The following is a 15,035-nucleotide window of genomic DNA, read 5'->3' as shown; positions in this document are numbered from 1 at the left end:
ATTCGAGAGGAGTATAATAAAATGACCAAAAACCATATGCAATACAAACCAACAACTTCAAATAATTTAGTCATTTTATTATGCTATTAGGACTGGAACTTTAGTGAAGAATTTACTAAACGTTTAAGTCCTCTTTCTAGTTGAATGGGACTTGAAAACGTCCCAATAATTTATTGGGACGTTTTTTTTATTTTCAATTTTAAGGGGGAAATGGTATGAGAAGCGATATGATCAAAAAAGGTGATCAGCAGGCTCCAGCAAGAAGTCTTTTGCATGCTACAGGTGCATTAGAAAAACCAACAGATATGAATAAGCCTTTCGTGGCAATTTGTAATTCATATATTGACATTGTCCCAGGACATGTCCACTTAAGAGAATTAGCAGACATTGCCAAAGAAGCAATTCGTGAAGCAGGTGCTATTCCCTTTGAATTTGACACAATCGGTGTAGATGATGGTATCGCGATGGGTCATATAGGAATGAGATATTCCCTTCCCTCACGAGAAATCATTGCTGATTCTGCTGAAACAGTAATTAACGCGCATTGGTTTGACGGTGTATTCTATATTCCTAACTGTGACAAGATTACACCAGGTATGATCCTCGCATCAGTCAGAACCAATGTTCCAGCCATCTTTTGTTCTGGTGGTCCTATGAAAGCAGGATTATCTTCAGAAGGTAAAGCATTAACACTTTCTTCAATGTTTGAAGCAGTTGGTGCTTTTAAAGATGGTTCGATTTCAAAAGATGAATTTTTAGATATGGAACAAAACGCTTGTCCAACATGTGGTTCTTGTTCTGGTATGTTCACTGCGAATTCAATGAATTGTTTAATGGAAGTTTTAGGCTTATCCCTTCCATATAATGGAACAGCATTAGCAGTCAGTGATCAACGTAGAGAAATGATTAGAGAAGCCGCATTCAAATTAGTAGATAATATTAAAAATGATATTAAACCAAGAGATATCGTAACAAGTGAAGCAATTGATGATGCTTTTGCGTTAGACATGGCAATGGGTGGTTCTACAAACACTGTGCTTCACACATTAGCAATTGCAAACGAAGCTGGCATCGATTATGACTTAACAAGAATTAACGAAATTGCTAAGAAAACACCTTACCTTTCAAAAATTGCACCTAGTTCTTCTTATTCAATGCATGATGTACATGAAGCAGGTGGTGTGCCAGCAATTATTAATGAATTGTTTAAAAGAGAAGGCACCTTACATCCAGATAGAATCACAGCGACAGGCAAGACCCTTCGTGAAAATAATGAAGGTAAAGAAATTTTAAATAGCGATGTAATTAGACATCTAGATAACCCTTACGACAAACAGGGAGGGCTTTCAATTCTATACGGTAATTTAGCTCCAAATGGTGCCGTCATTAAAGTAGGTGGTGTAGATCCTTCAATTAAAGTATTTAAAGGTAAAGCAATTTGTTTTGATTCGCATGATGATGCAGTAGAAGCAATTGATAATCACGTTGTTCGAGAAGGCCATGTTGTCGTCATAAGATATGAAGGTCCTAAAGGTGGTCCAGGCATGCCTGAAATGTTAGCACCTACCTCTTCAATTGTAGGAAGAGGATTAGGTAAAGATGTCGCATTAATTACAGATGGCCGTTTCTCAGGTGCAACTCGAGGCATTGCTGTAGGACATATATCACCTGAAGCCGCTTCTGGTGGACCTATTGGACTAATTGAAGATGGTGATGAAATTACTATTGATTTAACTAACCGAACGTTGAATGTCGAAGTATCAAATGAAACTTTAAACGATAGAAAAGAAGATGTGAAACCATTTAAAGCAAAAGTGAAAACTGGTTATCTTGCACGTTACACTGCACTTGTTACAAGTGCTAATACTGGTGGCGTAATGCAAGTTCCCGAAAATCTCATTTAAGGAGTGAGCACAATGTCTAAACATACTGAAACACTTGAAATAGAAAAATCAGAAAATTTTGAATCTTTGGAAGCAGTAGAACCAATTGAACCTGAAGTTGAACTAGAACAAGAGACAATTGATGAAATGAGATCTGGTTCAGAATTATTAGTTGAATCATTGGCAAATGAGAGTGTTGATTTTATATTTGGTTATCCAGGAGGTGCTGTTCTCCCTCTTTATGACACACTATATGATGGAAGAATAAAGCACATCTTAGCCCGTCACGAACAAGGTGCAACGCACGCAGCTGAAGGTTATGCACGTGTATCTGGTAATACAGGCGTAGTAGTTGTTACAAGTGGTCCAGGAGCTACAAATGCGATTACCGGTATTGCTGATGCTTACAGCGACTCTTTACCTTTAGTAGTAATCACAGGTCAAGTCGCAACACCTGGTATTGGTAAGGATGCATTCCAAGAAGCAGACTTACTCTCCATGACAACACCTATTACTAAACACAACTATCAAGTCAAAAATGTACAGGATATTCCAAAAATTATTCATGAAGGTTTTCATATCGCTAATACTGGAAGAAAAGGTCCTGTGGTAATCGATTTTCCTAAAGATATGGGTGTCCTATCAACAAATGCCCAAGTTACTAATGAATTAGAGTTACCTGGTTACACAATACCTAATAAACCGAAAAAAGATGATATACAAAAATTGAGAGACTTTTTAAAAAGTGCAAAAAAACCATTAGTACTTTCAGGTGCAGGCATCAACCATGCCAAAGCAAACGATTTATTCACTGAATTTGTAAGTAGACACCAATTACCAGTAGTAAGTACATTACTTGGTCTCGGTGCAATTCCATACGAACACCCCCTATTTTTAGGTATGGGTGGTATGCACGGATCATACGCAAGTAATATGGCATTAACTGAATGTGATTTACTTATTAACTTCGGAAGCCGCTTTGACGACAGATTAGCCAGTAACCCTGATGAATTCGCACCAAATGCTAAAATCGTTCATGTTGATATCGATCCATCTGAAATCAACAAAATTATTAAAGTAGATTTGGGTATTGTTGCCGATTGTAAAGCGACATTAGAATTTCTACTCGATTTCGACAGTTATTCAATCCGACACGAAGATTGGTTAGAAACATGTAACGAAAATAAAACACAGCAACCATTTGCATACAGCGATGATGAAGATGGTGTATTTTCAAAACCACAACGCGCAATTGAATATATCGGAGAAATTACCAATGGTGATGCAATCGTAACTACAGACGTAGGACAACATCAAATGTGGGTTGCACAATACTACCCATTCAAAGATCATGGTCAACTTGTTACAAGTGGTGGTTTAGGCACAATGGGCTTTGGTATACCTGCAGCAATTGGTGCTAAATTAGCTAAACCAGACAAACCAGTCGTAGCATTTGTAGGCGATGGTGGTTTTCAAATGACAAACCAAGAAATGGGTATTTTAGAAGAATATGGCATAGATATTAAAATCGTAATCGTAAATAACGGTACGCTGGGTATGGTGAAACAATGGCAAGATAAATTCTTTAATAAACGTTTTTCACATTCTGTGTTTAATGGACAGCCAGACTTTATTAAGCTATCTGAAGCATATAATGTAAAAGCCTATCTTATAGATGATCCAACACACTTAGAACAAAAATTGGATGAGGCTTTCCAACATGACGGACCAGCTTTAATTGACATTCGTATTTCACCAGTTGAAATTGTCTCTCCTATGGTACCAAGTGGTAAAGCAAACCATGAGATGGAGGGTCTATTATGAGAAGAACATTTAGAACAAAAGTGAGAGATAAAGCAGGTACATTGAATAGATTAACCAGTATTTTCGTACGAAGACAATTTAATATCGTTAACCTTTCCGCAACACCTACGCTAGAAGAAGGTATTTCTAACATTACTTTTGTAGCAGAAATACCTGATACAGACGTGTTACGTACACTACTTCAACAGCTTGAAAAGCAAATCAATATAATTGAGGTTGAAGATATAACAGATACAAATACCTACAATAGAGAGTTGGTACTTGTGAAATTACAAACACCAAACAATCACCAAGAATTACAAAATTTAATCAAACCTTATGATGCGCTAGTCTCTATATTAAAAAATGAAGAAACTTATACGTACCTTCAAGCCTCAGGTCCACAATATACGATGGATAATTTATTAGACGATCTATCATCATATAAAATCGAACAAGTCTCACGTACGGGTTCGGCAGGTATTATTTAGCTTAAGTTTTAATGTTTTAACAAAAATTCAAATCACATGGAGGATTATATTATGACAACAGTTTATTATGATGAAACAGTAAAGAAAGATGCATTACAAGGTAAAAAAGTAGCGGTTTTAGGTTATGGATCTCAAGGTCATGCTCATGCACAAAACTTAAAAGACAATGGCTATGACGTAATCATTGGTATCAGACCTGGACGTTCTTTTGATAAAGCAAAAGATGACGGCTTCGAAGTATATCCTGTAAATGAAGCAGCAAAACAAGCTGATGTCATTATGGTACTTCTACCAGATGAAGCTCAAGGAAAAATATATAAAGAAGAAATCGAACCAAATCTAGAAGCAAATAATGCATTAGTTTTTGCTCATGGTTTTAATATTCATTTTGATGTTATCAACCCACCAGAAAACGTTGATGTATTCTTAGTAGCTCCAAAAGGCCCAGGACATTTAGTTCGTCGTACTTTTGCTGAAGGTAGTGCAGTCCCTGCCCTATTCGCAGTAGAACAAGATGCAAGTGGAGAAGCTACAGACTTAGCTTTAAGCTATGCTAAAGGTATCGGTGCTACACGTGCTGGTGTATTAGAAACATCATTCAAAGAGGAAACTGAAACAGATTTATTTGGTGAACAAGCTGTCCTTTGTGGTGGTACAACTAAATTAATACAAACTGGTTTCGAAACTTTAGTTGAAGCTGGATATCAACCAGAGATTGCTTATTTCGAAGTATTACATGAAATGAAACTTATCGTAGACCTATTATACGAAGGTGGTATGGAAAACATGCGTTATTCAATTTCAAATACAGCAGAATTTGGTGACTATGTATCTGGACCACGTATCATTACACCAGACGTTAAAGATAATATGAAAGCAGTACTAGAAGATATCCAACAAGGAAAATTCAGTGATCGTTTCATTAAAGATAATGAAAATAATTTTGAAGAGTTCCACAAACTACGCGAAGAACAACATGGACATCAAATCGAAGCGGTTGGTAAAGAGCTACGTGAAATGATGCCATTCATTAAATCTAAAAGCATTGAAAAATAATTAGATTCAACCTTTAAATTAATCGTAATTGGAGAATCACACTTAATTAGGGATATATGATTGCTTAAAAATGCAGCTACTTTTCTCATAAAAGTGTGTTTCTTCATTACTTACGGTTATATGAGTCTAAAATTCATTTATAGGAGATGTTGAAAATGAGTAGCCATATTCAAATTTTTGATACAACACTTAGAGACGGCGAACAAACACCTGGTGTAAACTTTTCATTCGATGAACGTTTGAAGATAGCAAACCAACTTGAAAAATGGGGCGTAGATATTATAGAAGCTGGGTTCCCTGCATCAAGTAATGGTAGTTTTAAATCAGTTGAAGCAATCTCAAAAGCATTAACAACAACTGCTGTATGTGGTCTAGCCCGTTGTGTGAAAAAAGATATTGATGCAGTATATGAAGCAACTAAAGAAGCAGCAAAACCAAGAATTCATGTCTTTATCGCAACAAGCCCGATTCATCGCGATTCCAAACTTATGATGTCTAAGGAAGAAGTTTTAGCATCTATAACAGAACATGTAAGCTATGCGAAAAAATATTTTGATTTAGTTCAATTCTCCCCAGAAGATGCAACAAGAACAGAACTACCATTTTTAATAGAATGTGTTCAAACAGCTGTTGATGCCGGAGCAAGTGTAATCAATATACCTGACACTGTAGGTTTCAGTTACCCTTCTGAATATGGTCAAATTTTCAAAACACTACAAGAATCTATCAAAACAGACCATGAAGTAATTTATAGTGCTCACTGTCACGATGATCTTGGGCTTGCAGTTGCAAATAGTATGGCTGCAATTGAAAATGGAGCCAAACGAATAGAAGGTACCTTAAATGGTATTGGGGAACGTGCAGGTAATGCAGCACTTGAAGAAGTAGCACTTGGCCTTTACGTTCGACAAGATCATTACGGCAACCAATCTAGAATTAACCTTGAAGAAACAAAACAAACCTCAGATTTAATTGCTAGATTTGCAGGAATTCGAGTTCCTAGAAACAAAGCCATTGTCGGCCAAAACGCCTTTAGTCATGAATCAGGTATCCATCAAGATGGCATAATTAAAAACCCTGAAACATATGAGATTATGACACCTCAACTTGTTGGTGTTAAAACAACAGAATTACCTTTAGGTAAACTTTCAGGCAAACATGCTTTTGCTGAAAAATTAATTAATTTGGGTTACGATGTTGAGCCAGAAGAACAAAAAGTATTATTTAAACAGTTTAAAACAATTGCAGATAAGAAAAAAGCAGTTACAGACCGTGATATTCATGCCTTAATTCAAGGTACAGAACACGAACAAAATGCGATATATCAAGTTGAAACTTTACAGCTACAATTTGTTTCAAATGGACTTCAAAGTGCTGTAGTCGTCATTAAAGATAAAGACGGTAATACGTATCAAGATTCAAGTATTGGCACTGGATCTATCGTTGCCGTGTACAATGCAATAGATCGTATTTTTGACCTCAACACTGAGTTAATAGAATACCGTATTGATTCTGTTACTGAAGGCACTGATGCACAAGCAGAAGTACATGTACAAATTAAGATTGATAATCAAATTGTCACAGGTGTCGGTATTGACCATGATATCTTGCTTGCGTCTTGTAAATCATATGTAGAAGCACACGCTAAATATGCTGCTAATTCAGCTACGGAAGAAGGTATTCATTCATGAGTTATAAGATTGTAGCCCTACCAGGTGATGGTATTGGTCCTGAGATTATGAAAGGATCACTAGAAATATTAGCACAATTAAGCCAAGATTTTAATTTTAATTATGACTTAGAATCACATGATTTTGGTGGTGTTGCTATAGATCACCATGGTAAACCACTTCCTGAATCCACACTAAATGCATGTCAAAATGCTGATGCAATTTTATTAGGCGCTGTAGGTGGACCAAAATGGACTGATCCTAATAATAGACCAGAACAAGGTTTATTAGGCATACGTAAAGCGTTAGGCTTATTCGCTAATATACGCCCTACTACAGTAACAAATGGTACGAGCCATTTATCTCCGATTAAAGAAGAGCGTGTTGCAGGCACAGATTTCGTTTTAGTAAGAGAGCTCACTGGCGGTATCTATTTTGGTGAACCTAAGAAATTGGGTGATGATGATGCACTTGATTCTCTTACTTATACCAGATCAGAAATTGAACGCATTGCTAGAGTTGGATTTGATTTAGCTCAAAAAAGAAATAAAAAATTAACATCTGTTGATAAAGAAAATGTGCTTTCTTCTAGTAAATTATGGCGTAGAGTAATAAATGAAGTTTCGCAAGATTATCCTGAAGTAGAAGTTAACCATTTGCTTGTAGATGCTTGTGCAATGCATTTAATTACTAACCCTTCACAATTTGATATCATTGTTACGGAAAATTTATTTGGTGATATTTTAAGTGATGAAGCATCTGTAATACCGGGTTCACTAGGTTTATCACCTTCTGCAAGTTTTAGTGAACAAGGCCCACGACTTTACGAACCGATTCATGGTTCAGCACCAGATATTGCAAACCAAGATATCGCAAACCCTTTCGGTATGCTTTTATCAGTTGTTATGTGTCTTAGAGAAAGCTTAAATGAACCACAAGCAGCTGAAAAATTAGAAACAGTAATTTATCAACTCATTAAAGAAGGTAAAACAACCCGTGATCTCAATGGAAATTATAATACGTCAGATATTATTAATTTCGTAAAAGAAAATCTATAAAAAGGAGGAGATGTCATATGGGTAAAACACTATTTGATAAAGTTTGGAATAAACATGTCTTGACTGGTAAAGAAGGTGACCCACAGTTATTATATATAGATTTGCATCTTATACACGAAGTCACATCTCCTCAAGCATTTGAAGGTTTGAGACTCCAAAACAGACAATTGCGTAGACCAGACTTAACATATGCAACACTTGATCACAACGTACCAACCGTAGATATCTTTAATATCAAAGATGAAATCGCAAACAAGCAAATTACTACATTGCAAAATAATGCTAAAGAATTCGGTGTCCATATATTTGATATGGGTTCTGATGAACAAGGTATTGTGCATATGGTAGGTCCTGAAACAGGTTTAACCCAGCCAGGTAAAACAATTGTTTGTGGTGATTCTCATACTGCTACACATGGTGCTTTCGGAGCAATTGCTTTTGGTATTGGTACAAGTGAAGTAGAGCATGTATTTGCTACACAATCGCTATGGCAAACTAAACCTAAAAATCTAAAAATTGATGTAACAGGCAAATTGCCGACAGGTGTATATGCCAAAGATATTATCTTACATTTGATTAGTCAGTATGGCGTTGATTTTGGGACAGGTTATGCTCTAGAATTTTCTGGAGAAGCGATTCGTAGTTTGAGTATGGAAGCTAGAATGACAATTTGTAACATGGCAATTGAAGCTGGTGCTAAATATGGCATGATGGAGCCAGATGAAACAACATTTGAATATGTTAAAGGCCGTCCATACGCAACAAACTTCGATAATTCTGTTGATGAATGGCGCGAACTCTACACAGATGACGATGCCGAATTTGATAGAGTCATTGAAATGGATGTCTCAGATTTAGAACCTCAAGTGACTTGGGGAACTAGTCCTGAAATGGGAGTGAGTTTTAGCACACCTTTCCCAGAAATAGAAGATGTTAATGACGAACGTGCATATAATTATATGGGTTTAAAACCTGGTCAAAAAGCTGAGGATATCGATTTGGGTTATGTCTTCTTAGGTTCTTGTACAAATGCTCGTCTTTCAGATTTAGTTGAAGCGAGTCATATTGTTAAAGGAAATCAAGTTCACCCTAATATTACAGCAATCGTTGTTCCAGGTTCTCGTACAGTTAAGAAAGAAGCAGAAAAAATAGGACTAGATAAAATTTTTAAAGAAGCAGGTTTTGATTGGAGAGAGCCCGGTTGCTCAATGTGTTTAGGTATGAATCCAGACCAAGTACCTAATGGTGTTCATTGTGCTTCGACAAGTAATCGTAACTTTGAAGGTCGCCAAGGTAAAGGTGCAAGAACACACCTTGTTTCTCCTGCTATGGCAGCAGCCGCAGCAATTAATGGTAAATTTGTAGATGTTAGAAAGGTGGTTGTATAATATGGAAATCAAACCAATCACTACGTATACAGGTAAAGTCGTACCATTATTTCATGACAATATCGATACCGATCAAATTATACCTAAAGTCCATTTAAAACGTATTTCAAAATCAGGATTTGGACCATTTGCTTTCGATGAATGGCGTTATTTAGATGACGGATCTGATAATCCAGACTTCAATCCAAATAAACCAGAATATAAAGATGCATCGATTTTAATTACTGGAGATAATTTCGGATGTGGCTCAAGTCGTGAACATGCTGCTTGGGCGATTAAAGACTACGGTTTTGACATAATTATTGCTGGCAGTTACAGTGATATATTCTATATGAACTGTACTAAAAATGCGATGTTACCTATTGTATTAGATGAAGAAGCGAGAAAACATTTAGCACAATCAGAATCGATCACAGTAGATTTACCAAATCAAACTGTTTCTTCTCCAGACAAAATATTTACTTTTGATATCGATGAAACTTGGAAAAACAAACTCGTAAAAGGACTTGATGATGTTGCAGTAACATTGCAATATGAAGATGAGATTAAATCTTACGAAAGAGCAAAAAATTTTTAAAGATACTAAACTAACAAAGGTGTGAAACATATGACTGTAAAAACAACTGTTTCTTCAAAAGATATCGATGAAGCTTACTTACAAATAAAAGATACTGTTAAAGAGACTCCATTACAAAAGGATCATTATTTATCACTTAAATATGACTGTAATGTATATTTAAAAAGAGAAGACCTACAATGGGTCAGATCTTTTAAACTTAGAGGAGCTTACAACGCAATTGTAGCCTTAAATAAAGAAGACAGAGAAATGGGCATCACATGTGCAAGTGCAGGTAACCATGCACAAGGTGTGGCTTATACTGCTAATAAATTACACTTAGATGCAGTTATCTTTATGCCTGTCACTACCCCACTTCAAAAGATTAACCAAGTTAAATTCTTTGGTGGACAAAATGTCGAAGTCATTCTTACAGGTGATACTTTTGATGATTGTTTAAAAGAAGCGCTCGGTTATACAGAAGATAACAAAATGAATTTCATTGATCCTTTTAACAATATCTATACTATTGCAGGGCAAGGCACACTTGCTAAAGAAATCATTGATCAATCTCAAGAAGAAAATATACAATTTGATTATTTATTTGCCGCAATTGGAGGCGGAGGTTTAATTTCTGGTGTTGGTACGTACTTCAAGGAAAATTCACCTCACACATCTATTGTTGGCGTAGAACCTGCTGGCGCAAGCAGTATGTATACATCAGTTGTTTTAGAAAATCAAATCGTAACATTACCTGACATTGATAAGTTTGTTGACGGTGCTTCAGTTGCAAGAGTTGGTCAGATAACATATGACATCTCTAAAAAAGTTGTTGATGATTATGTTCAAGTACATGAAGGTGCTGTATGTTCAACCATTTTGGATATGTACTCTAAACAGGCCATTATCGCAGAACCTGCTGGTGCATTAAGTGTTACCGCTTTAGATAATTATCAAGCAGAAATCAAAGGTAAAACAGTTGTTTGTGTTGTGAGTGGTGGTAATAATGATATTAACCGCATGAAAGAAATTGAAGAGCGTTCATTACTTTTCGAAGAAATGAAACATTACTTCATTTTAAACTTTCCCCAACGTCCCGGCGCTTTAAGAGAATTTGTAAATGATGTACTTGGACCTAAAGACGATATTACTAAATTCGAGTACCTAAAAAAATCATCTCAAAACACCGGTACAGTTATCATAGGCATTCAATTAAATAACCATAAAGATTTGAATAACTTGAAAAAGAATGTAAATGAGTTTGATGCTTCAAATATTTACATTAACGAAAATAAAATGCTTTATTCACTTCTTATTTAAAAGCTTAGCTCAATAGCTAAGCTTTTTTTAATGAACTACTTCCCAATCTCATTGGGATCAGTAGTTCTTACACATGAGCTTCAGCTTATGTGCTCATGGCTTAAACCAGAGTTTTTGGAAGTTAATCTCCTTTTGCGCATAAAAAAGAGACCCTTTCGGGTCCCTAATTGCCTGTAAAGTGCTCCTTATTCTAATATTTAGAGTTTAGGAGCACTTATACAAAAGACTTGTCTTTTGTATCCCTGCTAAGAAGCTTTTCTGGTGTAAGGCAAGCGTTCGCATCTTTTCTCACTTTCGCTCTTTCCTTACTCACTTACCGCTTGTAAGCTCGTCTCGTCTTTCACTCAGTTCGTCAGCTTCTAAAGAACTACTTCTCAAAATCATTGGGATTAGTAGTTCTTACACATGAGCTTCAGCTTATGTGCTCATGGCTTAAACCAGATTTTTTGGAAGTTAAGCTCCTTTTACGCATAAAAAAAGAGACCCTTTCGGGTTCCTAATTGCCTGGCAACGTCCTACTCTTGCGGAACGTAAGTCCGACTACCATCGGCGCTAAGGAGCTTAACTACTGTGTTCGGCATGGGAACAGGTGTGACCTCCTTGCCATTGTCACCAGACAATGAAATATATAAAAATTATACATTCAAAACTAGATAGTAAGTAAAATTTGATAATGCCAAACAAAACACTTTTTAAATTTGATTAAGTCTTCGATCGATTAGTATTCGTCAGCTCCACATATCGCTATGCTTCCACCTCGAACCTATTAACCTCATCATCTTTGAGGGATCTTATAACCGAAGTTGGGAAATCTCATCTTGAGGGGGGCTTCATGCTTAGATGCTTTCAGCACTTATCCCGTCCATACATAGCTACCCAGCGATGCCGTTGGCACGACAACTGGTACACCAGAGGTATGTCCATCCCGGTCCTCTCGTACTAAGGACAGCTCCTCTCAAATTTCCTGCGCCCACGACGGATAGGGACCGAACTGTCCTCACGACGTTTCTGAACCCAGCTCGCGTACCGCTTTAATGGGCGAACAGCCCAACCCTTGGGACCGACTACAGCCCCAGGATGCGATGAGCCGACATCGAGGTGCCAAACCTCCCCGTCGATGTGAACTCTTGGGGGAGATAAGCCTGGTTATCCCCGGGGTAGCTTTTATCCGTTGAGCGATGGCCCTTCCATGCGGAACCACCGGATCACTAAGTCCGTCTTTCGACCCTGCTCGACTTGTAAGTCTCGCAGTCAAGCTTCCTTATGCCTTTACACTCTATGAATGATTTCCAACCATTCTGAGGAAACCTTTGAGCGCCTCCGTTACTCTTTAGGAGGCGACCGCCCCAGTCAAACTGTCCATCTGACACTGTCTCCCACCATGATAAATGGTGCGGGTTAGAAATCCAACACAGCAAGGGTAGTATCCCACCAACGCCTCGACGTAAGCTGGCGCTCACGTTTCAAAGGCTCCTACCTATCCTGTACAAGTTGTACCGAATTTCAATATCAGACTACAGTAAAGCTCCACGGGGTCTTTCCGTCCTGTCGCGGGTAACCTGCATCTTCACAGGTACTATGATTTCACCGAGTCTCTCGTTGAGACAGTGCCCAAATCGTTACGCCTTTCGTGCGGGTCGGAACTTACCCGACAAGGAATTTCGCTACCTTAGGACCGTTATAGTTACGGCCGCCGTTTACTGGGGCTTCGATTCGTAGCTTCGCCGAAGCTAACCACTCCTCTTAACCTTCCAGCACCGGGCAGGCGTCAGCCCCTATACATCACCTTACGGTTTAGCAGAGACCTGTGTTTTTGATAAACAGTCGCTTGGGCCTATTCACTGCGGCTCTCCTGGGCGTTAACCCTAAAGAGCACCCCTTCTCCCGAAGTTACGGGGTCATTTTGCCGAGTTCCTTAACGAGAGTTCGCTCGCTCACCTTAGAATTCTCATCTTGACTACCTGTGTCGGTTTGCGGTACGGGCACCAAAATTCTAGCTAGAGGCTTTTCTTGGCAGTGTGAAATCAACGACTCGAGGAAACAATTTCCTCTCCCCATCACAACTTGACCTTAAGAGTGCCGGATTTGCCTAACACTCAGTCTCATTGCTTGGACGTACAATCCAATAGTACGCTTCGCCTATCCTACTGCGTCCCCCCATCGCTTAAAACGAAATTTGGTGGTACAGGAATATCAACCTGTTATCCATCGCCTACGCCTATCGGCCTCAGCTTAGGACCCGACTAACCCAGAGCGGACGAGCCTTCCTCTGGAAACCTTAGTCAATCGGTGGACGGGATTCTCACCCGTCTTTCGCTACTCACACCGGCATTCTCACTTCTAAGCGCTCCACATGTCCTTGCGATCATGCTTCAACGCCCTTAGAACGCTCTCCTACCACTGTCCTTACGGACAATCCACAGCTTCGGTAATATGTTTAGCCCCGGTACATTTTCGGCGCAGTGTCACTCGACTAGTGAGCTATTACGCACTCTTTAAATGATGGCTGCTTCTAAGCCAACATACTAGTTGTCTGGGCAACGCCACATCCTTTTCCACTTAACATATATTTTGGGACCTTAGCTGGTGGTCTGGGCTGTTTCCCTTTCGAACACGGACCTTATCACCCGCGTTCTAACTCCTAAGATAAAATTGATTGGCATTCGGAGTTTGTCTGAATTCGGTAACCCGATAAGGGCCCCTCGTCCAAACAGTGCTCTACCTCCAATAATCATTACTTAAGGCTAGCCCTAAAGCTATTTCGGAGAGAACCAGCTATCTCCAGGTTCGATTGGAATTTCTCCGCTACCCACAACTCATCCGCTCACTTTTCAACGTAAGTCGGTTCGGCCCTCCATTCAGTGTTACCTGAACTTCAGCCTGGTCATGGGTAGATCACCTGGTTTCGGGTCTACGACCAAATACTCAACGCCCTATTCAGACTCGCTTTCGCTACGGCTCCACATTAACTGCTTAACCTTGCATCAAATCGTAACTCGCCGGTTCATTCTACAAAAGGCACGCCATCACCCATTAACGGGCTCTGACTACTTGTAAGCACACGGTTTCAAGTTCTATTTCACTCCCCTTCCGGGGTACTTTTCACCTTTCCCTCACGGTACTGGTTCACTATCGGTCACTAGAGAGTATTTAGCCTTGGGAGATGGTCCTCCCGGATTCCGACGGAATTTCTCGTGTTCCGTCGTACTCAGGATCCACTCAAGAGTGAACAAACTTTCGACTACAGGATTATTACCTTCTTTGATTCATCTTTCCAGATGATTCGTCTAATTTGTTCTTTTGTAACTCCGTATAGAGTGTCCTACAACCCCAACAAGCAAGCTCGTTGGTTTGGGCTCTTCCCGTTTCGCTCGCCGCTACTCAGGGAATCGATTTTTCTTTCTCTTCCTGCGGGTACTAAGATGTTTCAGTTCCCCGCGTCTGCCTTCAGATATGCTATGTATTCACATATCGATAACACGACATAACTCGTGTTGGGTTTCCCCATTCGGAAATCTCTGGATCAAAGCTTACTTACAGCTCCCCAAAGCATATCGTCGTTAGTAACGTCCTTCGTAGGCTTCTAGTGCCAAGGCATCCACCGTGCGCCCTTAATAACTTAATCTTTTCGACCTTCAACACGATAAAATCGGTTGAAAACCTAAAATGTTATTAATCTGTGAGTGTTCTTTCGAACACTAGCGATTATTTCTATTTTTTGAATTCAAGCTTTTTAAAACTCTAATTCACTCGGTTTTGCTTGGTAAAATCATAAATTTTACTTACATATCTAGTTTTCAATGTACAAAA

The 15,035-nt window shown here is 38.6% G+C and carries 9 protein-coding genes and 2 rRNA genes; 9 read left to right on the top strand and 2 right to left on the bottom strand.

Annotation, left to right across the window (positions count from 1 at the left end):
* Nucleotides 1–215: 215 nt before the first annotated feature.
* The 9 genes from ilvD to ilvA all read left to right on the top strand — a co-directional run bounded on the left by ilvD (nt 216) and on the right by ilvA (nt 11,225).
* Complete coding sequence (ilvD, locus tag SOJ_RS05645) at nt 216–1,904, top strand: dihydroxy-acid dehydratase (protein ID WP_002507125.1); 1,689 nt, start codon at nt 216–218, stop codon at nt 1,902–1,904.
* Nucleotides 1,905–1,916: 12 nt separating this feature from the next.
* Nucleotides 1,917–3,707 carry a biosynthetic-type acetolactate synthase large subunit gene (gene ilvB / locus SOJ_RS05640; protein ID WP_002507124.1) on the top strand — a complete coding sequence of 597 codons (1,791 nt, stop codon included), beginning with the start codon at nt 1,917–1,919 and terminating at the stop codon, nt 3,705–3,707.
* The gene (gene ilvN / locus SOJ_RS05635) at nt 3,704–4,177 is read left to right on the top strand and encodes an acetolactate synthase small subunit (protein ID WP_002507123.1); all 474 of its coding nucleotides are present in this window, start codon (nt 3,704–3,706) and stop codon (nt 4,175–4,177) included. Before ilvB ends, ilvN begins: the two co-directional genes overlap by 4 nt.
* A 36-nt stretch (nt 4,178–4,213) precedes the next feature.
* The gene (gene ilvC / locus SOJ_RS05630) at nt 4,214–5,233 is read left to right on the top strand and encodes a ketol-acid reductoisomerase (protein WP_071561883.1); all 1,020 of its coding nucleotides are present in this window, start codon (nt 4,214–4,216) and stop codon (nt 5,231–5,233) included.
* A 155-nt stretch (nt 5,234–5,388) separates the two neighbouring features.
* Nucleotides 5,389–6,924 carry a 2-isopropylmalate synthase gene (locus tag SOJ_RS05625; RefSeq protein ID WP_002507121.1) on the top strand — a complete coding sequence of 512 codons (1,536 nt, stop codon included), beginning with the start codon at nt 5,389–5,391 and terminating at the stop codon, nt 6,922–6,924.
* Nucleotides 6,921–7,961, top strand: coding sequence for a 3-isopropylmalate dehydrogenase (gene leuB / locus SOJ_RS05620; protein WP_002507120.1), 1,041 nt, complete (start codon nt 6,921–6,923; stop codon nt 7,959–7,961). Before SOJ_RS05625 ends, leuB begins: the two co-directional genes overlap by 4 nt.
* Before the next feature lie 17 nt (nt 7,962–7,978).
* A complete protein-coding gene (gene leuC / locus SOJ_RS05615) occupies nt 7,979–9,349 on the top strand; it encodes a 3-isopropylmalate dehydratase large subunit (protein WP_002507119.1) in 1,371 nt (456 codons plus the stop codon).
* 1 nt (nt 9,350) lies between these two features.
* Nucleotides 9,351–9,926: a 3-isopropylmalate dehydratase small subunit gene (leuD, locus tag SOJ_RS05610; RefSeq protein WP_002507118.1), complete on the top strand. Its 576-nt coding sequence runs from the start codon at nt 9,351–9,353 to the stop codon at nt 9,924–9,926.
* A gap of 30 nt (nt 9,927–9,956) precedes the next feature.
* Nucleotides 9,957–11,225, top strand: coding sequence for a threonine ammonia-lyase IlvA (ilvA, locus tag SOJ_RS05605; protein ID WP_002507117.1), 1,269 nt, complete (start codon nt 9,957–9,959; stop codon nt 11,223–11,225).
* A 502-nt stretch (nt 11,226–11,727) separates the two neighbouring features.
* On the opposite strand, the gene rrf is transcribed toward ilvA, so the two are convergent.
* A 5S ribosomal RNA gene (gene rrf, locus SOJ_RS05600) occupies nt 11,728–11,842 on the bottom strand.
* 81 nt (nt 11,843–11,923) lie between these two features.
* A 23S ribosomal RNA gene (locus SOJ_RS05595) occupies nt 11,924–14,850 on the bottom strand.
* Nucleotides 14,851–15,035: the final 185 nt, after the last annotated feature.

This window comes from Staphylococcus sp. OJ82 (genome assembly GCF_000294465.1).
Lineage (GTDB): Bacteria > Bacillota > Bacilli > Staphylococcales > Staphylococcaceae > Staphylococcus > Staphylococcus equorum.
Note: the sequence above shows the minus strand (reverse complement) of the source record. Positions and strands in the feature narration are given on the sequence as shown.